The sequence below is a fragment of the Ruminococcus sp. 1001136sp1 genome (assembly GCF_039841815.1).
Taxonomy (GTDB): Bacteria; Bacillota; Clostridia; order Lachnospirales; family Lachnospiraceae; genus Blautia_A; species Blautia_A faecis.
In genome coordinates, this window is the sequence record NZ_JBDPGY010000002.1 from 169,063 (window position 1) to 191,486 (window position 22,424).

Sequence of the window (22,424 nt, forward strand, 5' to 3'; positions counted from 1 at the left end):
CAGAAACGGTTTGAAGAGCAGGAGCGAGCAAGAGCTGCTCGAAGAAGAAATAAAAGACGTTCGGGACCAGAACTCTAAATTGCAGATACAGGTGAATAAATCATCTGTGCAAGCTGTTGATGAGGCATATAGAAAACAAAAAGAAGCAGAAAAACAATTACGGTCATTAAAGCATCAGGCGGAACAGAATAGAAAGATAGCTGAGAAGGAAGTGCAAAAATTGAAAAAAAGGATAAGATTGCAATCAGAGAAAATAAACGAGATAAAATTTTTCTGTGGAATCGGATATATAGTGGCACTTGTACTTTCAGCTTGTCTTATTAAGATGTGCTTCTTGTGATTTTAAATGCGATATTTCAGAATTGAATTACGATTTTTGATAGACTAGATTGTTTGAAACGCATTTTTATGATATGATGATAAATACCATGTGAACAGATATTTCAAGCAAATAAGATTGAGGTGAAAAAATGGCAGTTAGTTACAAGAAATTGTGGAAATTGTTAATTGATAAAGAAATGATGAAGAAAGATTTGCGTGCAATGACAGGAGTTAGTACAACAACGATGTCTCGATTATCAAAAGATGAAAATGTAAGTACAGAGATTCTGTCAAAGATATGTTCTGCTTTGAATTGTGACGTGGGAGATATCATGGAATTTGTTCCTGATAAAAAAGAGGAGCAGTAAGGAGGTACGGGAACATGGATCATTCTTATCCTTATATTGCATCTTTGACCAGAGAGCCGTTCCTTTTCTACGAAATGCGTTCTACCGCAAAGCTAATGGTAGAAGGAAATTCCGATGATGCAATTGTTAAAGAAATTGTAGAGCAGAATCTTTTCCAGTACCCAACGGAAAAATCTATCACACGCATGGCAAAAGCTTGTATAAAACGGCTTCATGCACTGGAAGATGATTCACTGGTTGCTGCGATTGCGTCACAGCCAACGGATGTAGCAAAACAGATTTGTCTTTATGCATTGATGAAGCAGAGTCGACTGGTTTGGGAATTTATGCTGACAGTTATTGGTGAGAAGTACAGATTAAGAGATACGTCTTTTGGTAAGATAGATTTGAATACATTTTTTATGCGCTTGCAGGAGCAGAATGATACCGTAGCTTCCTGGAGCGATACTACAATAACAAAGTTAAAACAGATCATTGCCAGGGTGCTTGTCGAAACAGAATATCTCGACAATCTCAAGGCAGATCATTTGAATCCAGTATGGCTGCATCCTGTTTTGGAGAATGCCATCAGAAGCAATGGCGATACGGCGATACTGCCAGCGTTTAATTGCTTTTCGTAGGAGGTAGCCTGATGAGTGATATAAAAGAACGCCTGGACAAAGTTCGGGCATTGATTCAGGAACCGGAGTTCCTGGAAGGCAAGGGACTCAGCAATGAGGTGAATATCAGAATCTTCTGTTATGAACCGGAGAATGAAATGGTTGTCCGTCATTTTGTGAATCAGCTGGAAACTGATCAGTCCTTAGATTGCCATTTGATCGTTTGTAATTTATATAAAACATTTCTCTCTATCTGCGATGATATGGACATCACAGATGCGATTCCCGATATGGAAGAAGCTGACGGAAGTGCTTATCTTCTGGAGCAGCTTAACTCCGCAATCGGCAATGGAGAGTTCATTGATAAAATCCAGTATGAGCCACACGAACCGGGTGATGTGCTGATGCTGACAGGTGTGGGCGAGGTGTTCCCGTTTATGAGAATCCATACGTTATTGGAAGCCTTGCAACCGTATTTTTCGGATGTTCCGATTTTGGTTATGTATCCGGGTGAGTTTGATGGTCGTCATGTAAAACTATTCAATCGTTTGACACCAAATGATTATTACCGGGCATTCAGTGTCATAGATTAAGGGGGATAAAGCCATGATGATTCGAGATATGTTTGCGGATGACATTAACCGCAAAATCAATGGTGTAATTAAAGTAGATCAGGCTGCTGATGATGTAATCGAGCAGGAGTTAAATGAATATGTCATTACCAGAGAATTGAAGAAACACTTCATTACGTTCTTCAATTATTACGGTGATGCTTTTGACCAGCCGACAGCTGATATGGGTGTTTGGATTTCTGGTTTCTTTGGAAGTGGTAAATCTCACTTCTTGAAAATGCTTTCCTATCTTTTGGAAAATAAAGAGGTAAAAGGCATTCGCAGTGTGGAGCGTTTCCGTAAAAAGTTTGAGGATGACCCGGCAACCTTTATGCTGATTGATCGTGCCACAAAGGGACAGACCGAGACAATTCTGTTCAATATTGATATTGAGGGATTCAGCAATAAAGATAAGACTGCGGTTCTTCGTGTATTTGCCAAAATGTTCTACAACCATCTGGGATTTTACGGTGAGAATCTGAAAGTTGCCATGATGGAGCGTTATATTGACCAGCAGGGAAAAACTGAGGAGTTTCGCAGAGTTTTTGAAGAAAAGAAAGGAAAGCCTTGGCTTGAAATGCGCCGTGCCTTTGCTTTCAATGGCAAGTTCATCATCCCGACATTGATGAAAGTTCTGGATATGAGTGAGGACGATGCCAAGGCGTGGTTCAATGATAAAACCGCAACAGAGATTTCTATTGCACAGCTTGTGGAAGATATGAAAGCCTATGTAGATACTAAACCTGCAAACTTCCGTCTGCTGTTTATGATTGACGAGGTTGGTCAGTATGTTGGTACGGATACCGATATGCTTTTGAACCTCCAGTCTCTGACCGAGAAAATCGGAAGTGAGTGCGAAGGTAAGATTTGGGTGATCTGTACCGGACAGGAAGCCATTGATGAAATCATTAAAGTTCGTGCTGATGAGTTCTCTCGTATCCAGGCACGTTTCAAGACAAGACTGAGCTTATCTTCTTCCTCCGTGGATGAAGTTATCCAGAAGCGTATCTTGAAAAAGAAGCCAGAAGCAACCGAAGATTTGGAAGGTGTTTATGAGCAGAATGATTCTGTTCTTCGTAACCTGTTCAGCTTTAGCGGTTCTATTCTGGATATTAAAGGTTATTCCGGTCCGAGAGAATTTACAGAGAACTTCCCATTCGTGCCGTATCAGTTCATCATCATGCAGAAAGTATTTGCTGAAATCCGGAAACATGGAAATTCCGGCAAGCACCTGTCCGGTGGTGAGCGTTCTATGCTTTCCGGTTTCCAGGAAGCTGCACAGAAAATTCAGGAGAAGGATGAATACGCACTTGTTCCATTCTTCCGTTTTTACGATACCGTACATACTTTCCTGGACGGTTCTATTCGCCGAGTAATTGAGCGTTGTCAGAAAGCTGCTGACAACGTGGATGGCATTGAACAGCAGGATGTGGATGTGCTGAAACTTCTGTACTTGATTCGATATATTGATGATATTCCTTCTAATCTGGACAATATCGTTATCCTTATGGCGGACGATATTCGTGTGGATAAGATTATCATGCGTGAAGCTGTCCGTGGATGCCTTGACCGTCTGATGAGCCAGAACTATATTGGCAGAACTGGCGATACTTATAATTTCCTGACCGATGAGGAACAGGACATTCAGCGTGAAATCCGGGATACCAATGTGGATACCGCTTCTATCGTGGAGCGTATTGCTCAGATGATTTACGGTGATATTTTCACAACCAAGAAGTTCCGTTATGGGAAATATGACTTTGCTTTCGATCAGATGGTGGACGGCATTACGGTTGGTGTGGCAACTGGCGGTATGCGTCTGCGTTTCCTGACCGTGGCTACTGATGCCATTGAAAAAACAGATTACCGTCTGATGGCGGAATCCAAAGGTAACGAAGCAATCGTGGTTCTGGCTGACACGCCTTACTATGAATCTCTGGAATCTGCTATGAAGATTCGCAAGTACGTAAAGCAGAGAAATGTAAGCCAGCTTCCAAAAACTGTGCAGAAAATCATCAGTGACCAACAGGACGAAGCCGGAAAATATGAGCTGAGTGCAATGACCGAATTGCAAAATGCCATTGAAAGGGCGCAGTTCTATGTAGACGGCGAACATCTGGAAATTAAAGCCGGAAATGCCAAAAGCAAGATTGACCAGTCTCTTGAATATCTGGTTGCTCATGTATATAGCAAGCTCGACCTGATTACAGATAATGCAGGAAGTGACGCAGATATTATTGCAATTCTGACAGGTGCGGTAACGGCACTTCCGGGCATGGAGCCAAACCGTGATGCTGCTTCTGCTATGGAAGAATATCTGGAAATGCAGGATGCGAAAAAACTGCCGACATCTATGGCAGACGTACAAAGCAAATATAGTGCAATTCCGTATGGATGGAAAGAAATTGATATTGCTGCGGTTACGGCACAGCTGATTTATTCCCAGAAAGTAACCATCAAGTATGCAGGCAATACCATTCAGCCAGATAACCCGAAATTGCCAGATATGCTCCGCAAAAAGAGTGAGATCGGCAAGACTTCCATCAGCAAGCGTAAAACCATTTCTGCTACGATGATGCGTGATGTAAAAGCGATGCTCCGAGAGTATTTCGATATCATGGATGTACCGGATGATGAAGATGGTCTGATTCGCTTTGTGACTGAGAAATTCAGTGAACAGCGTGATTACTATGCTTCTTTGGATGCCCGTTATGACGGACATAAATACCCGGATCGTGGATTGGTGCAGGAAGCCATTCATCTGATGGACGATGTACTTTCTCAGAAGAAAGACAATATTGCCCTGATTGAGCGTGTGCTGAAAAAAGAGGATGCTCTTTTCAACAATAAAGAAGCCATGAGCAACGGCATTGAAAACTTCTTCAAAACCCAGGTAACAGTATTCGACCAGGCAGTGCAGTTTGAAAAATCTCTGTACGACGATCTTGACCGAATTGCAGAAAATGAGGAAGCACATAAGGCACTGAATACCATTCGTCTGATTACGATGGTTCAGACTGGAAGCAAGTTCAACTATACCCGGATTCGTGAACTGAATCCGTTGATGGATACGGTTCGCACCTCCCATGACAAGATGCTGGAAGAAAAACGTGTTGAGGTTCTGGAAACGGTTCGTCAGTGTATGGAAGCAACCCACACTGCCGCAAACGGTGATTCCAAGGCATCACATTTGATTGAAAAATCAGACAAATATTTCAGCCAGTGCAAGGAGAAAATTGCAGAATTAAAGAGCCTTGCCCTTCTGGATGCTATGTTCTTGCCGATGTGTCAGTACAAGGATGATACGGTCAGCAATATCGAGTCTGTTCTGGCTCCGCCTGCACCGAAGCCGCCAGTACAGCCGACACAGCCGGGAAAAGAAGCAGCTCCGGCAAAGAAAAAGGTTGTTCGTGCTTATAACCGTCAGGTTGTATTCCAGGCAAAGACCTTACAGACGGATGCGGATATTGATGATTATGTAGAGAAAATTCGTTCTCAGCTGAAACAGTTGCTGAAGAATTGCGACGAAATTAAGCTGAATTAAGGAGACGAGTATGGATAAGAATGCGATTAAAAAATTTGCTGTCTGGGCAAGAACAGAGCTGATCGCCCGTGTTTCACTGAAAGGTGTGGAATACGGTATCACAGAGGACAACATTGAGGATGCCAATGCGGACAGCGTTGGCGGCAAAGTCCTCACTGCCGATGAAAAGAAACAGCGTCAGGCTCTGATTGCTGAGATTAACGATAAAGGATATAAGCAGGTCATGGAAGAGGTTGCCTATACTTGGTTCAATCGCTTTTCTGCTCTGCGATTCATGGAAGTAAACGGCTACCTTCCTTCCCATGTGCGTGTATTCACGGACGAGGAAAACAACTTTAAGCCACAAATTATAACTGAAGCCATTCATCTGGATTTGGATGGACTGGATATGGAAAAGGTCTATAAACTGAAAGATGCCGAAAAGACCGAAGAACTGTATAAATATCTGCTGATCGTGCAGTGTAACGCCTTGAATAAGATTCTGCCGGGAATGTTCCAGAAGATTGCGGACTACACCGAGCTTCTTCTGCCGGATAACTTGCTTCGTGAAGGCAGTGTGATTCAGCAGATGATCGAGCTGATACCGGAGGATGACTGGAAAGATGCTGTTCAGATTATCGGATGGCTGTATCAGTATTATAACAGCGAGAAAAAAGACGATGTTTTCGCAGCGTTGAAAAAGAATGTGAAAATTACAAAAGAGAATATCCCTGCAGCAACCCAGCTTTTTACACCTGACTGGATTGTTCGCTACATGGTAGAGAACAGCCTTGGTCGCCTGTGGCTGGAGGGACACCCGGATGTGAAAGAGCAGCTTCTTCCTACCGAGGAAGAACAGTCTACTTATGCTGACGGAAATCGTGAATCAGAAGATACTAAATGGCACTACTATCTGGAAGAAGCCGAGCAGGAGCCAGAAGTGCAAGAACAGTTGGCCGAAATCCGTAAGGAATATGCTACACTGACACCAAATCAGCTGAAAGTTATTGACCCATGCTCCGGTTCCGGTCATATTCTTGCGTATATGTTTGATGTGCTGATGAAGATTTATGAATCCTACGGCTATACTACCCGTGAAGCAGTGGCAAGTATTGTGGAGAACAATCTTTATGGTCTGGATATTGATGACCGTGCGGCACAGCTGGCTTACTTTGCGGTGATGATGAAAGCCCGTCAGTATGACCGCCGCTTCTTTAGCCGCGGCATTCAGCCCCATGTATATGCTATTGTGGAGAGCAACCATGTAGATAAATTCGCGGTGAATTATTTCTGTAACGGCGATATGAAGCTCACAGCCGCAATGGATACCATCATCAAAGAATTGCATGATGCAAAGGAATATGGTTCGATTGTAACCGTAACACCGCAGGATTGGTCTGTTCTGTATGACCGTTTCGCTGAGATTACGGTAGATATAAATATGTCTCGTGATACGGCACTGAGAGAATTACTGCCGTTGGTACAGGTGGCAGAAGCATTGTCACAAAAGTATGATGTGGTAGTGACAAATCCGCCGTATATGGGGAGTTCGGGTATGAGTGCAAAACTGTCAGATTATGTAAAAAAGAATTATCCAGATAGCAAGAGTGACTTATTTGCGGTATTCATTGAGCATTGCGGATATATGGCAAAGAAAAATGGATATCAAGCGATGATTACACAACAGGTGTGGATGTTTATTGCAGGATATGAGCGATTGCGAGAAAAACTTTTAAGCCGCAGGGTTGTCAATATGTTGCATCTTGGAGCAAGAGCTTTTAATGAAATACCAGGAGAGGTAGTTCAAACTGCTTCTTTTATTTTGAATTTATCATATATTTCTGAGTATAGTGGAATGTATTGTAAACTTTTGACTGGAAAATCGGAAGCTGAAAAAGAAAAAGAATTTTTTAATCCAAAACAACGCTTTTCTACAAAACAAGCTATTTTTTCTGGAATACCAAGAACAGAGTATATATATTGGGTAAGTGATGCTCTTTTTCATGCGTTTACTCATTATAAAAAAGTAAGAGATTACTTTACAGTTCGCAATGGACTGACTACAGGGGATAATAATCGTTTTTTACGTCTATGGTTTGAAATTCGAAAAGAAAACATAGGAAGGAAATGGTTTCCTTGTAATAAAGGAGGTACATTCCGACGTTGGTATGGAAATAAAGATTATTTAATAGATTGGGAAAATAATGGATTTGCTCTCAAAAATTTTACAGATATAAAAACTGGTAAGTTAAGGTCGACACTTAGAAATATTGATTTTAATTTTCTCCCATCGGTTGTTGTTGGACATGTAGCATCTGGAGATTTGCCATTTAGATATGTGGAAGGTGGATTTATCTCAGAAAGTGCAGTTAACAGTATATATTCACTGAATAATGAAGTGAGTCTCATATATTTGCTTGGCATACTTAATTCTAAATCTTGTAACTATATTTCAAAAATGTTAAGTCCTACATTGGGTGTGTCACCTGAAGATATACTTAACATTCCGATTGTGGTGAGAGATGAGTCGATAGTTTCTTCAGTGGTGAAAAATACGCTTGCAATATCGAGAATAGATTGGGATGCTTTTGAAACATCATGGGACTTCCAACATCATCCTTTTCGTCGCAAAGTTTCGACTATTGCCGAAGCTTTTGAACAGTGGCAGGTTGAATGTGATGACCGTTTCAATCAGCTGAAAGCCAACGAGGAAGAACTGAACCGCATCTTCATTGATATTTATGGTTTGCAGGATGAGCTGACACCGGAGGTTGAGGATAAGGATGTCACTGTCCGCAAGGCTGAACTTGGCAGAGATATTCGATCTTTCATTTCTTATGCGATTGGCTGTATGTTTGGTCGCTACTCTCTGGAGGTGGATGGTCTTGCTTATGCAGGTGGCGAATGGGAGGCCAGCAAGTATGCTTCTTTTGCTGCGGATAAAGATAACATTATCCCGATTTGCGACGATGAATACTTCGAGGATGATATTGTCGGTCTGTTCGTGGAATTTGTGAAAACCGTTTACGGTGCAGACACCTTAGACGAAAACCTGAAATTTATTGCCGATGCCCTCGGCGGCAAAGGACAGCCGAAGGAGGTGATTCGGAACTATTTCCTGAATGATTTTTATAAAGATCATTGCAAGATTTATCAGAAACGCCCAATTTATTGGTTGTTTGACAGTGGCAAAAAGAACGGCTTTAAGGCTCTGATTTATATGCATCGTTATCAGCCGGACACCATTGCCCGCATTCGTACCGACTATGTGCATGAGCAACAGGCTCGTTATCGCACAGCTATTGCTGATTTGGAACAGCGGATTGCCAATGCTTCCACCGGAGAGCGTGTGAAGCTGAACAGAAAGCTGACCACCTTACAGGCACAGGAAGCTGAAATCAGAACCTATGAGGAAAAGATTCATCACCTTGCTGATCAGATGATTTCCATTGATCTGGACGATGGCGTGAAAAAGAATTATGCAATTTTCCAGGATGTTTTGGCTAAAATAAAGTAAGGAGGGATAGTTATAGAACCGAAACAAAAGAAATCTATTCTCTTGGGGAATGGAGTAAACATACAGTTTGGGGGAAAAGCCTATTCAAATAGGTTCATTTTGTCAAGAATTATTTTTAACGCACAGTGCGATAAGTATGATAGTCTTTTTGAAGGTACGCTGTCTGGAAGTGAAATTGAACAGATATTTCGAGGACTTCTTCCTACTGCAAATGCTGTGCTTGATGGAAAATATGATAAAGTTAATGCTGACGATGAAGTGAAAAGAGCTGTAATGGAGTTCAAGGCACAAAACGCAGAACGCAGCAAATTTGAGCATTATTATGAAATTCCATTAGAAGATTGGTTTTTGTTACTTCAATTATTCTTCTTGGATAATCCGGATTTGAGTGATATGTGGAAAGCATCAAAACAAGGATTTGAATGGATGATTCTGGATGCTATCTATAATGCTGGTAAAATTCAAGAAATTTATCAAAAAATGAAAAAGCCTGTCAAACGTTTTTTCAGATCGTTTGATTCGATATTTACATTGAATTATGATAATAATATTGAAAAGCTGACTAATAAAACAATTTACCATTTGCATGGGGATTATTCTGTCCTTGCAGATTCTGAAAATCCTGAAACAGTTCAGGGATTTTTGAACAAGCAAAACGGAAAAATCGTTATGAATCCAGATTATCCGCAATGTTATTGTAATGCACTACTTAATTTTAGTGGACAGAATAAATATAAAGAAGCTCAGGATAAAGTGAAAGGAATCGAGGCACTTCAAAGACTAAAGCAATTACATGATTCGGATGTAGAGAAATTTGAGATAATGAGAGCAGGTGTAGAATCAGAAAAAGCTCAAATTATAGATACTTATATCAAACATCCAGAACTGAAAATTGCCACGGATTATCATTTTGGGGAACTTGAAAAACTTTCAGGTGAATTGCATATTATAGGGCTTTCACCACAGAATGACAGTCATATATTTGCTTGTATAGAAAAAAGCTCATTAGATAAGGTAGTTTTCTATTCGTATGGTGAGCCGCCAAAGAAATTGCCATTGACTAAATCATATGAATTTGCAGATATTAAGCAGTTATGGAAGTCATTGGATGCGAATCAGCCACAATATAATTGTGGTAGAAAATATCCGGATTCTGATGAAGCTAAAAAGTTTTTTGAACTTTTTAATACATTATCCCTTGATCCGATTACAAAGGAAGAAATTGAGAAAGAAGCAAATTCAATTCCTGAATATATGGCGATGCCATTATGCAAAGAAGCTATGAATTTGATTAAGGTTCAGACAACACCAAAAAGTGAAGAAGAACTTATGAAACAGTTTAGAATGGTTAGTAGAATAGCTTTAAGAGAGGGAATTTATCCGTCTGCTTTTTATTTGATTTTAATAGACAATTTTTCAAAATTATCGTAAAAGGAGGGCTTGCATATGATAACGGATGAAAGAATCAAAAATTCCAGTGAGCTGGAGTTTGCTGTATTTTGTATTGAAAATGTAGCGACAAAGCTGGGCGTGGATGCAGAGCGTGTTTATCAGGCGTTTACCAAACAGAGTGATATTTTGCACGGCTACATCGTGCCGGAATATGAAGTGCTGCATACCCAGAGCCGGGAATATATCGTTGATGACCTCCTTGACGTGATGAAAGAAAGGGGTGTGGAAGTATGATTCTCTATCATGGTTCCTTTTTAGAGATTGCAAAGCCGGATTTGGTTCATTCCCGCCCCAATGTAGACTTCGGACGTGGCTTCTATGTCACGCCGCTATATGAACAGGCGGCGAAGTGGTGCGGCAAGTTCAAATGCCGTGGAAAAGATGGTATTATCTCCTGGTATGAGTATGATGAAAGCCGGGAAGCTGAACTGAAAACGCTGAAATTCGATTCCTATTCCGAAGAATGGTTGGATTTCATTCTGAATTGCCGCAGCGGAAAAGATTCGACAGATTATGACTTTGTTGTGGGCGGTGTTGCCAATGATAAGGTGTTTAATACCGTGGAGTTGTTCTTTGACGGATTGATTGATAAAACGGAAGCTATCAACCGCCTACGTTATGAAAAGCCGAACCTGCAAATATGTTTCCGCACAGAGAAATCACTGTCTCTGTTGCATTTTGAAGGGAGTGAAACACTATGACAGCGAACCCGATTTTGCTTCAGAAAAAATATGCTCGTGTCATTGAGTGTTTTGCCAAACAGCAGGGACTTTCATTGGATGAGGCATTGGATTTCTTTTATCATTCCCTGGTCTATCAGCTGATCCGTGATGGTGTTTCTGACATGCACTGCATGAGCGATGCGTATTTGGCAGAGGAATTGAAACAGGAATATGAGGAAAAAGTGCCTGAAAATGCGGTAGTAAAGGAGAGAATAAGGTGAGACAGAATATTTTTGATTCAATACCATCAGATATAGTTTCCAGTAAAGATAATGTATTTGCAAATTTTTTGCAAACGGCGGGACTTTATGAGTCCATGAAAATAGATGAAGATAATATTGAAGAGTTAATTCTTTTACTTGATGGAAAAGTCCGAATAAGTGCTTATTGTAAAGAATGTAAAGAAGAGCGTGTTTTTACAATGAAGCCTTATATATATTTTCAAGATAATGATAATGAATGCTATTCAAAAAAACTTTCAGAGGAAGTTTGGAGAATTCAGCAGTTGCGTATTCTTGAAAATACACCACAGGTTGGAGGGTTCGTAAAAGAACAAAATACGGTATGGAAGTGGAAAGAACCGCAAACTGAAGAAGTGTCAAGAATTTTGATATTCCAATTTGTTTGTAGCATGAATGAGGAGCATCATCTTGATTATATTGTTCTGACAACAGACAATTCAATGATGAAAATTGGGCAGTATCCATCTGTCGCAGACATGACATTTCCAGAATTAGATGCTTATAAGCATGTGATTTCTAAGGAAGACCGTAAGGAACTTGGAACTGCAATAGGACTTTTTGCAAGTGGTGTTGGTGCTGGATCATATGTTTATCTGAGAAGAATTCTTGAAAGACTTGTTTATCAAGCAAAAGAAACTGCGGCTGATGCGATTGATAACGAGATGTTTGAACGGGCGAGAGTAGCTGAAAAAATTAAGATGTTGGAAGGATATCTTCCAGATATACTGGTCAAAAATGCAACCATTTACGGAATCTTGAGTAAAGGTATTCATGAGTTAAGCGAAGAAGAATGCCGAAAGTATTTTCCTGTTGTGAAAGAATGCATTTATCAGATACTCGGTATGTGGGAAAGTGAGAGAAGAAAAAAGGCTGATGAAGATGCTTTAAGCAAAGCATTGAGCTCAATTTCTTCATCAATCAAGTAAAAATATGGTGGTTAGGACTGTTAAAGAGAGCGAGGTGTTACGATGACCATAGAAGAAATTCTTGCAGGGGAATCAAAAAATGTAGAGTTTAAAGAGAACCTGCCTGAGAAAAGCATCAAATATATGAAATCTGTGGTTGCCTTTGCAAATGGAACCGGAGGAAAAATCATTTTCGGAATTGCCGATAAAACCAGAGAGGTTGTTGGCTTTGACAAGGAAGATGTGTTCAAGAAAATGGATGCCATTGCCAATGCTGTATCAGACAGCTGTGAACCGGCAATTATCCCGGATATCACTTTACAGACGGTTGATGGTAAGACTGTCATTGTGGTTGAGGTTTCTGAGGGCAGACAGCGCCCGTATTATATCAAAGCCCTTGGCAGAGATGGCGGTGTATATGTTCGTGTTGCCGGAACTACCCGTCTTGCCGATGAGTATATGATAAAAGAATTGTTGTTTGAGGGGAGTAATCGTTACTATGATCAGACTTTATGTACTGGGTTAAATGTTACAGATGAAGATATTGATGTCCTCTGCAAAGCTATGAAAGAGCAGGCTGTCAGAAATGCCCGTACAGAGGAACAGAAAGCAACGATTAAAGATGTAGGCAGACAGCAGTTACGTTCATGGGGCGTTTTGATTGAGCGTGATGGAAAAGATTATCCATCCAATGCGTTTGCTATTTTGACTGGTAACGGAGGACTTCATGTTGCAACGCAATGTGGTGTGTTCAAAGGTACAACGAAAGCGGTATTTGTTGACCGTAGAGAATATACTGGTCCGCTTTGGGAGCAGATAGATGAAGCATTTCAGTTTGTTCTGAGAAATATTCATCTGGGTGCTACTATTGTGGGAATTTATCGCCAGGATGTTTATGAGATTCCACCGGATGCTATTCGTGAGTTGATTATTAATGCCATGGTACATCGTAGTTATCTGGATCATGGTACAATACAGGTTGCGGTATATGACAACCGATTGGAAATCACTTCTCCAGGAAAGCTGCCAATGGGACAAACTATGGAACGTATGAAAGAAGGCTATTCCAAAATCAGAAATGAAGCCCTTGCCCATGCGTTTGCGTATATGAATCTGATTGAGCATTGGGGAAGCGGTATTCCGAGAATTATTGATAAAGTGAAAGCTGCCGGACTGCGGGAGCCGGAGTTTATTGGTGGCGAAGTGGATTTGCGTATCAATATTTATCGAGGTCAGGTTGATACCAATAACGCCACATTTAACGCCAATGGCACTAAAAATGGCGCTAATGGCGTTAAATGTAGCGCCGATGATGGCACTAATGGCACTGAAGTGCCGCTTAATAAGGAACAGACGCAGATAGAAAAATTGTTGCAGATTATAGAGAAGAATCCATCTGCAACACAGGCATATTATGCGGAAGAAATGGGTATATCGAAAAGAACGGTTTCTCGAATATTTGCTTCTTTACAGGAAAAAGGTAGATTGGTACAGGGCGGAACAAAACGAAAAGCAAATTGGAAGATTATACGGTAGGAGGACAGCATGGATACAGATAAAATAATACAAGATTTAAATCGCAGGTTTGCTGCACCTCTTCCTGAGTTTTATCAGCGTCGTATCATTTTCTGGTACGATGAAGATAAGGAATTTGAGGATAAGCTGGATGAAGTGGTTTTGGAAAATGCAAAGGTGATTGCGCTGACTGGAAATAATGCGTTTTCTGTAAAAAAACTGCTTTCAGTAGATGATTTGACCACAAATTATCTGGTTTACAGTCCGTGTGTCTATAACCGCCCGGATGATAACTGGCTTCTGGATGTGGAGCTTTACAGCGAAGAGTTTCGGGCAGATCTGATTTCTATCTGGATGGATGAGATGGGACTTATATCAAATCCGGCAATGAGGAAACAGGTTAAAAATTATCGTGCTTATTTCAATGCGAAAGACCGTCGTTTGAAAGTTAGCACACAGAATAAAGTTCCGGAAACACCGGCACAGTTACACATGGCTGTCATGGCGGCAATCTGTGGATTGAAGGATGCACAGCCTAATATGATTCTCCGTAGTGTGTTCCAGGCAGGACTTGATTTGAATAATAACACGATTTATCAGGATTTTGTAAAATATCATGCGGACGCAGCATTTTGGGCGATGGTTCGTCAGGGATGCGGATTTGTGGAGGAAGAACCAGATCTTGGGCGGTTGGCAATTCATCTGCTTTTAACTGCGGCGACCCGTACCATGCGGCAGGAATATCTTGCCGGACTGGACGGTTTTATTTCCATGCCACATCAGGCATATTGCTATGATTTTATTTCTGAATGGCTTCATAGTGATAACATTCCGCAATTATATGATGTGGCTCGTTATGTTGAGGATGAAGCTCGTCTGTATCAGCGTTTTGAAAAGCTGACAGTAGAAGATTTGGTAGGAACAGAGTGTTTTCCGTGTATTAATGAAGTGATTCTGAAAAAGTTAATGACAGAGATCAGCGACCATATCATTGATGTGGATACCATTACGAATACCGTTGAAAAACGGAGAACTTGTGTATGGTATGAGCCATTTGAGAATTTTTATGACGGTATCTTACAAGTGGCGAATATGCAAAGTTTCTTTAAGGAACATTCTGCCGGATTCCATACCGCAGAAGCGAAAAGTATCTGGAAAGAATATACAGAGAGTTACTATCAGATGGACACTTATTACCGTTTGTTCCATCTTAGTTTTCAAAAGAGTTTGGAGGCTTCCAATATTCTGTTGGATGATCTATTTAAGCACGTTGTCGATAAAGTGGAAGGACTCTATAATCATTGGTTCTTAGGTGAGTTGGGCAACAATTGGTCGGATGTATGTGCGGATGAACTGGCAACTTACGGTAAAGTTCTGGAAGTACCGCAACAGGAGGATTTTTACCGTTCCCGTATCCAAGCCTCGGATACGAAAGTATTTGTAATTATCTCAGATGCCATGCGTTATGAAGTGGCAGCTACGATGGCAGATCAGCTTCAGCGAGAAACGCAAAGTAAGGTTTCTATCAGTAGTATGCAGAGTATCTTCCCTTCTACTACAAAGTTTGGTATGGCGGCTTTGTTGCCGCACAAAGAACTGACAGTAGAGGTTCGGAACGATATTTTGACGGTTTTGGCAGATGGACAGTCTACGGCAAGTACTTATAGGGATAAGGTTCTGAAAACAGAAGATTCGGCAAGCGTGGCTTTAAAGTATAATGACATCATTGCTATGAAACGAGCGGAAAGAAGTGCTTTAGTAAAAGGTATGGATGTGGTCTATATTTACCACGATACCATAGATGAAGCCAGCCACACTTCGGATACTGCTGTTTTTGCTGCGTGTGACAAGGCGATTTCAGAATTGAAAAACCTCGTGCGTATCATTGTAAATGAATTTGGTGGAACGAATATTTTAATTACGGCAGACCATGGATTTCTTTATACATACAGTCCTTTGAAGGAAGATGACAAAGTAGATAAAAGAGGCTTTTTTGATGTGGATGTAACAAATTCTGATATCAGAAAAAAAGAAAGCATCAAGCGGTGTGTAGAATATGGCAGAAGATATGCAATTATGCAGAAAGGTGTGCAACCAGATTACTTGATGCCTGTAAAATTCCTGGGCGGAAATACAGAATTCGATGGATTTGCACCGAGAGGAAGTATTCGTATCAAAATGAATGGCGGCGGTATGAATTTTGTGCATGGTGGTATCAGTTTACAGGAAATGGTTGTTCCGGTGATTGAGTATCATTATCTCCGCAATGATTCTATGGAATATAGGCGAAATAAGCAGAAATATGATACTAAGCCGGTAACGGTTAATTTACTGTCCGCAAATCGTAAGATCAGCAATATGATTTTTTCATTGAACTTCTATCAAAAAGATGCGGTCAGTACAAACCGTGAAGCAGCAACCTATCAGGTTTATTTTACAGATGAGGATGGCAAGCAGATTAGTGATATTCAGAAGATTATTGCAGATAAGACCAGCGATAACGGTGCAGAAAGAACTTTCCGTTGTCAGTTTAATCTAAAATCTCTAAAATACAGCAATACAGCTACTTATTATCTGGTAATTGCAGATGAACAGGGATTACAGATGCCACAGCGGGAGCCATTCCAGATTGACATCGCCTTTGCGGTGGACGAGTTTGATTTTTTTAGTTAAGGCCGCAGGAGGAGAGAAAGATGGAGCAATTTGCAGAGGGTGAAAGTACCCGTGAAGAAATAAAGAACAAGCTCCGTCAGAACTTTGACGGTAAGATTGTTCGGAAAGACCTGACAAAGAAAATCAAAGAAGGGGCGAATGTCCCAGTTTATGTTCTTGAGTTCTTGTTGGGACAGTATTGCAGTTCAGATGATGAGACGGTTATAGAGAAAGGCGTACAGAATGTGAAGCGTATTCTTGCTGACAACTTTGTACGCCCGGATGAATCACAGAAAATTCTGTCTCAACTGCGTAAAAAAGGTAGTCACACAATCATTGATATGGTGACTGTTCGATTGGATATGAAAAAGGATTGCTTTTTTGCAGAGTTTTCTAATTTGGGCGTTGGTAATGTACCGATTGCCGATGAATATCCAGAAAAATTTGATCGCCTGCTCTGCGGCGGTATCTGGTGTATTGTTCAGCTGGATTATGAGGTTGAAGGCGACAATAACTTTGGTATTGAGGACATTGATGGAAATCCGCTTCGTTCCAAACAGAAAAAGCAGAAAGATATTTCACCAATTAGTATCCGTAAGTTGACACCAATCCAGATGCCACACATTGATATTGATGAACTTAAGCAGGGACGAAAGGCTTTTACGAAAGATGAATGGCTGGATATTCTTCTTCGTTCTATCGGCATGGAGCCAGATGAATTTACATATCGTGAGAAATGGCTGCTCCTGACCCGTATGATTCCATTAGTTGAAAACAACTTTAATCTTTGTGAGCTAGGACCGAGAAGTACCGGTAAATCTCATCTTTACAAAGAGATTTCACCGAACAGTATTTTGATTTCCGGTGGACAGACGACGGTTGCAAACCTGTTTTACAATATGGGACGCAAAACAGTCGGACTGGTCGGCTTATGGGATTGTGTAGCCTTTGATGAAGTGGCAGGTATCAAGTTTAAAGATAAAGATGGCATTCAGATTATGAAGGATTATATGGCATCCGGCTCTTTTGCCCGTGGCAAAGAAGAAAAAGCTGCTACTGCGTCCATGGTATTTGTGGGAAATATCAATCAGAGTGTGGACGTGCTGTTGAAAACGTCCAGTCTGTTTGCACCTTTCCCGCAGGAAATGGGAACAGATACAGCATTTCTTGATCGTATGCATTGTTATCTTCCAGGATGGGAGATACCGAAGTTCAGACCGGAGCATTTTACCGATGATTACGGTTTTATCAGTGACTATTTGGCAGAGTTCATCCGAGAGCTTCGCAAGGAGCAGTATGGAGATGCACTTGATCACTACTTCCGCTTGGGGAGAAATCTGAATCAGCGTGATACAATTGCGGTTCGTCGTATGATAGACGGTTATCTGAAGTTGATGTACCCAAATGGTGAGTTTACCAAAGAAGAACTGGAAGAAATTATTCAGATTGCATTGGAAATGCGTCGCCGTGTCAAGGAGCAATTGAAGAAGCTGGGTGGCATGGAGTTTTATGATGTGAACTTCTCCTATATAGACCTAGAAGATATGTCAGAACATTATGTTTCCGTACCAGAACAGGGTGGTGGTAAGCTGATACCGGATGGAATGTGTAACCCGGGGCAGATTTATACCGTATCCAGAGGAAAAAGTGGCATGATTGGTGTATTCCGTTTGGAAAGTCAGATGCTTCCAGGCAATGGCAAAATTGAACGGACTGGCTTAGGCAGTGATTCTAAATGCAAGGAAGCGGTGAACACGGCATTTAATTATCTGAAAGCCAACGGCAATCGGATCAGTGGCGCTATCAGTACTTCAACCAAAGACTATATCATCAACTATCAGGATTTACAGGGAATTGGTATGACAGACAAATTGGCACTTCCAACATTAATTGCACTTTGTTCGATTGCCCTTGGAAAGCCTGTTGTCAGCAACTTGGCAGTGTTGGGAGATATAACAATTAGTGGTACAATGATAAAGGTGGATGAACTTGCCAATACACTTCAGGTGTGTCTGGATAGCGGCGCAAAGAAGGTGCTGATTCCGAGTACCTCGTTTGTTGATTTCGCAAGTGTTCCGGCTGATCTGATGAGTGCATTTCAGCTGATTCCGTACCAGAGTGCGGAAGATGCGGTGTTTAAGGCATTGGGGGTAGAATGATTGAAGAAAGACTTAATTAAACTTATAGATTCACGAAAAGAAATAGAAAAAATGTTTCATCCGTTTGGTGGCGGTATGGGAACATCCTTTGAACGGATCAGTGATGTGCCTGAATTCCAAAATTGGCTTCAAGAGATAAAATTGGAATTACAGGGAATTTATGATCGAACTCATGACACTTTTGTGTGGGAAACTATCAATTTCTGTGGCAAGCGTCTGGATGGTTTTACGGAGAAAAAGTATTTTATTGAGCTTGTCGGAAAACTTCAGGCTATTAGAAAAAATATTGATAAATATTATCCGGACGAGGAGAAAGAGTCAGGATTGTCACATTCACAAGGAGGTGCTTCTGGTATGAAAAAGAAACCGCTTATATTTATAAGTCATTCTTCTAAGAATAGGGATCAAGTTGCAAAAATTGCGGATTTACTTCGTTCAATCAATTTAAGTCCTCGCAGAGATATTTTTTGCAGCTCCCTACCAGGATATGGAATACCAAATGGAGCCAATATTTTTGACTTTTTAAGGGAACGGTTCCTTAATTATGACTTGCATATTATTTTCGTACATTCGCCAGAATATTACGAAAGCCCAGTCAGCTTAAATGAAATGGGCGCAGCATGGGTACTAAGAGCCAATGCAACTTCACTTCTTCTTCCTGGTTTTGATTTTTCTGGAATGAAAGGTGTAATTGGAAGTGACTGCATTGCTATTAAGTTAGATGGTGATCGTTCAGAAGTAAAAGATCGCCTAAATCAGTTGAGACGGGAATTAGAATCAGAATTTGATATTTCAGATAATGAAGATATTATTTGGGAAGAAGCAAGGGACAAGTTCATCAGTGAAATAAATGGCGATGTATCAACCAAAAATGAGAATATCAGTGCTACACCTGCCTTAATTACAGAGGAAATGAAGCAACTCCTTAAAAAAGTGGCAGATGCACCGGGAGGGCAGATTCTGATAACTTCAGATTTGGAATCAGGTACATATATTCAAATTGGCAGCGAAGTAGTTGCTAAGGAGTATCCAGATAGACGTGAATATGCTGTTTGGGAAGAGGCGCTTAATGCTTGTTTGAAAGAAAAATATATTGAAAGAAAAAGCGAAGAAATTTGTGTAATTACAAATGCGGGCTATAAAGTAGTTGAGTGATGAAAAATACATATAGTAGAAGAGCATTAGATTAAAAAAAGAATAGTAGCTCCCCATTATTGGAATATTGTCCAGTTTTGGGGAGCATTGTATTTGCTATATTCGCCATTTTTTCTTAGGTTTATATTTTCCACAACCATCACAAGTCTGTGGCCAGTTGATTTTCCATTCAAAATATTCATCTCTGGTAATCTCACCGGATTTCAGTTCATCCATCCGAACCACCCATTCTTTCAAAAAATCATTCAGAACTCCATAGTCAAACCACATACAGACAGGAGCATGGGCAGGCCAGCTATCATTGTCATGGTAGTAAACGGAAGTGTCGGCTACTTCATTGCATTTTTCACCGGGAAATCTCCGAGGGAGAAACAGATGCAGGGAAGATGGGTTAAATTCATCCAGCCAGAAAAGCAGTTCCATCATTTCGGAAGCGTCACGTCCAGCGGTATCATAGAGGGTATAAGGATTAACATCAAGAGCCTGTGCCATTTTATCGACCAGATCTTTTTTTGGAACACGAACTCCTTTTTCATATTGTACAATTCTATGTTGATCGGTCAGTCCGATCTTCTCTGACAGTTCTTTTTGTGTCATTTTTCGGAATGTCCGGATTTTTTTTAGTTTCAGATTAAAATTCATAAAGTCACCTCTGCATTAGTCCTGATAAACATCCATTGAAGATAGTAAAATCAAAAAATGAATAACTATTTGTCCATATTATAACACAAACTAGCAGAAAATCAATAAAAAAGAGTACAAAAAAGAACCTAAAACGCATGAAGTGCTATTGACTGTGAACTTCCGAAAAAATCTCCCCTAAACAAATTTTAAGGGTTGATGAGGAATAAAAAATATTGAAAATCCGGCATTTGCAGGCGATTTGGCTTGCAAACGACCGGATTTTATGATAAAATAATTATAGGGTATTTATACCCTATAATTATGAGAGAATTTATTTAAAATGGAGGGAGTTTCATGTTCCTGAAATATAAAGTTGACATTCCGGTTGTGCCGGGGAAACTGGTGAGAAAAAAACGTGGTGGACACACTTATATAGAGTTTGAGTATGATCGAATTTATGATCCTGTCAAACAATATACGTATCCAAAACGAGCTTCTATTGGCCGTGTGGATCCGGAAAATCAGAACAGAATGACTCCGAATGAAAACTTTTTAAAGTATTTTCCTGACGCAGATATTCCAGAAGAAATAGATCGTTCAGAGAGGAGTCCGTATTTAAATATTGGTCCATATGTTGTGCTTCAAAAACTCATAAGGGACAGCAAGTTGAGAGAAATTTTAGGTGAATATATGGATGAAAAGGACACCGGATTTTTGCTGGATCTGGCCTGCTACAGCATTATTGAAGAGAATAATGCTGGGCAGTATTATCCGGATTATGCATATGAACACGCTCTTTTTACACCAGATATGAAGATATATACAGACTCGAAAGTATCCGATTTTTTTCAAAAATTAAAGCCGGAACAGTCGGTTGGTTTTCTAAATAGTTGGAATAAATCGAAGAATAAAAGACAGAAAATTTATCTGTCCTATGATTCTACAAATAAAAACTGCCAGGCAGGGGACATAGATCTTTTAGAGCACGGAAACGCAAAAACAGATGTAAGTCTGCCTATTTTTAATTACTCAGTTGCATGTGATTCTGCGAACCGTGAACCTCTTTTTTATGAACTATATCCGGGAAGTATTAATGATATTTCCCAGCTGACTTGTATGATTGACAAGGCACATGGATATGGCTACAGGAACATTGGATTTATTCTGGACAGAGGGTATTTCAGTAAAGCAAATCTGGAATATATGGAAAAAAACGGTTACAGTTTTTTGATCATGGTAAAGGGGATGAAGGACTTTATCCGTGAGATTGTGATAGAAAACCAGGGCAGTTTTGAGAACAGTAGAGGAAAATATATTGATCGTTATGATTTGTACGGAACAACTGTCAGGCGCCTATTATACGAAGGTGATACGAAAAAAAGAAATATCCATATTTACTACAGTGATGGAAAAGCATATGGTGAAAAACAGGAAATCAAGCAGAAGATACGCCGGCTGAAAAAATATCTGGACGGATGTGTTGGGAAAGAATGTGTAGCATTTGGCCCGGAGATCATGAAGTATTTTTACCTGAATTTTGAGCAGGATGGGAAGACGCTGAAGCTTGCAGAAGAGAACGCTTCAGCAGTAAAAAAGGAACTGTCCCTGGCAGGATATTTTGCCATTGTTTCATCAGAAAATATGACGGAACGGGAAGCAATTGAGCTATATAAAAGCAGAGATGTATCAGAAAAACTGTTCCGCAGTGACAAATCTTATCTTGGAAATAAAAGCATGCGCGTATACAGTGATGAAGCATTGTCATCAAAGGTATTTATCCAGTTTATTGCCCTGATTTTGCGTAGCAGGATCTATATAGCATTAAAAGAAAAAAGCGAAAAAATGTTGAAAAGGCCGAATTATCTAACAGTCCCGGCAGCATTAAAAGAGCTGGAAAAGATAGTAATGATACGTCAGCTTGACGGTGTTTATCGTCTGGATCATGCTGTCACCGCAACCCAGAAAACCATACTGGATGCCTTGGGTTTAAACGAAGGAAATGTACGGTATCAAGCGAAAGAAATCGAAAAAATCTTACAGCACCAGTAAGAAAAACAAA

At 40.4% G+C, this 22,424-nt stretch carries 16 protein-coding genes; 15 read left to right on the top strand and 1 reads right to left on the bottom strand.

Features of this window, described 5'->3' with window-relative positions:
• Window positions 1-470 precede the first annotated feature (470 nt).
• The 14 genes from ABHC48_RS02695 to ABHC48_RS02760 all read left to right on the top strand — a co-directional run bounded on the left by ABHC48_RS02695 (window position 471) and on the right by ABHC48_RS02760 (window position 19,741).
• On the top strand, window positions 471-689 hold the full coding sequence (locus ABHC48_RS02695) for a helix-turn-helix transcriptional regulator (RefSeq protein WP_002578407.1): 219 nt from the start codon (window positions 471-473) through the stop codon (window positions 687-689).
• A gap of 14 nt (window positions 690-703) precedes the next feature.
• Complete coding sequence (locus ABHC48_RS02700; RefSeq protein WP_195379246.1) at window positions 704-1,309, top strand: DUF1819 family protein; 606 nt, start codon at window positions 704-706, stop codon at window positions 1,307-1,309.
• An 11-nt stretch (window positions 1,310-1,320) separates the two neighbouring features.
• Window positions 1,321-1,881 (top strand): DUF1788 domain-containing protein, encoded by a 561-nt coding sequence (locus ABHC48_RS02705; RefSeq protein ID WP_195379247.1) that lies wholly within the window; start codon window positions 1,321-1,323, stop codon window positions 1,879-1,881.
• Window positions 1,882-1,894: 13 nt separating this feature from the next.
• Window positions 1,895-5,443, top strand: coding sequence for a BREX system P-loop protein BrxC (gene brxC, locus ABHC48_RS02710; RefSeq protein WP_195379248.1), 3,549 nt, complete (start codon window positions 1,895-1,897; stop codon window positions 5,441-5,443).
• Between the two features lie 10 nt (window positions 5,444-5,453).
• Window positions 5,454-8,939, top strand: coding sequence for a BREX-1 system adenine-specific DNA-methyltransferase PglX (pglX, locus tag ABHC48_RS02715; protein WP_195379249.1), 3,486 nt, complete (start codon window positions 5,454-5,456; stop codon window positions 8,937-8,939).
• A gap of 99 nt (window positions 8,940-9,038) precedes the next feature.
• Window positions 9,039-10,370: a hypothetical protein gene (locus ABHC48_RS02720; protein ID WP_227199118.1), complete on the top strand. Its 1,332-nt coding sequence runs from the start codon at window positions 9,039-9,041 to the stop codon at window positions 10,368-10,370.
• 15 nt (window positions 10,371-10,385) lie between these two features.
• A complete protein-coding gene (locus tag ABHC48_RS02725; RefSeq protein WP_195379250.1) occupies window positions 10,386-10,625 on the top strand; it encodes a DUF3791 domain-containing protein in 240 nt (79 codons plus the stop codon).
• Complete coding sequence (locus tag ABHC48_RS02730; protein WP_195379251.1) at window positions 10,622-11,092, top strand: DUF3990 domain-containing protein; 471 nt, start codon at window positions 10,622-10,624, stop codon at window positions 11,090-11,092. Before ABHC48_RS02725 ends, ABHC48_RS02730 begins: the two co-directional genes overlap by 4 nt.
• The gene (locus ABHC48_RS02735; RefSeq protein ID WP_195379252.1) at window positions 11,089-11,334 is read left to right on the top strand and encodes a DUF3791 domain-containing protein; all 246 of its coding nucleotides are present in this window, start codon (window positions 11,089-11,091) and stop codon (window positions 11,332-11,334) included. Before ABHC48_RS02730 ends, ABHC48_RS02735 begins: the two co-directional genes overlap by 4 nt.
• Entirely contained in the window at window positions 11,331-12,281 is a 951-nt protein-coding gene (locus ABHC48_RS02740) for a hypothetical protein (protein WP_195379253.1), read from the top strand. Before ABHC48_RS02735 ends, ABHC48_RS02740 begins: the two co-directional genes overlap by 4 nt.
• Before the next feature lie 42 nt (window positions 12,282-12,323).
• Window positions 12,324-13,796: an RNA-binding domain-containing protein gene (locus tag ABHC48_RS02745; RefSeq protein ID WP_195379254.1), complete on the top strand. Its 1,473-nt coding sequence runs from the start codon at window positions 12,324-12,326 to the stop codon at window positions 13,794-13,796.
• Window positions 13,797-13,805: 9 nt separating this feature from the next.
• Window positions 13,806-16,448 carry a BREX-1 system phosphatase PglZ type A gene (pglZ, locus tag ABHC48_RS02750; RefSeq protein WP_195379255.1) on the top strand — a complete coding sequence of 881 codons (2,643 nt, stop codon included), beginning with the start codon at window positions 13,806-13,808 and terminating at the stop codon, window positions 16,446-16,448.
• A 20-nt stretch (window positions 16,449-16,468) separates the two neighbouring features.
• A complete protein-coding gene (gene brxL / locus ABHC48_RS02755; RefSeq protein WP_195379256.1) occupies window positions 16,469-18,586 on the top strand; it encodes a protease Lon-related BREX system protein BrxL in 2,118 nt (705 codons plus the stop codon).
• Window positions 18,587-19,741, top strand: a complete 1,155-nt coding sequence (locus tag ABHC48_RS02760; RefSeq protein ID WP_227199117.1) for a toll/interleukin-1 receptor domain-containing protein — start codon at window positions 18,587-18,589, stop codon at window positions 19,739-19,741.
• Window positions 19,742-19,837: 96 nt separating this feature from the next.
• Here ABHC48_RS02760 and ABHC48_RS02765 read toward each other — a convergent pair whose 3' ends face one another.
• Entirely contained in the window at window positions 19,838-20,383 is a 546-nt protein-coding gene (locus ABHC48_RS02765; protein ID WP_195379258.1) for a helix-turn-helix transcriptional regulator, read from the bottom strand.
• 336 nt (window positions 20,384-20,719) lie between these two features.
• Here ABHC48_RS02765 and ABHC48_RS02770 point away from each other — a divergent pair, with 336 nt between their 5' ends.
• Window positions 20,720-22,414: a transposase gene (locus tag ABHC48_RS02770; RefSeq protein WP_195379259.1), complete on the top strand. Its 1,695-nt coding sequence runs from the start codon at window positions 20,720-20,722 to the stop codon at window positions 22,412-22,414.
• Window positions 22,415-22,424 lie beyond the last annotated feature (10 nt).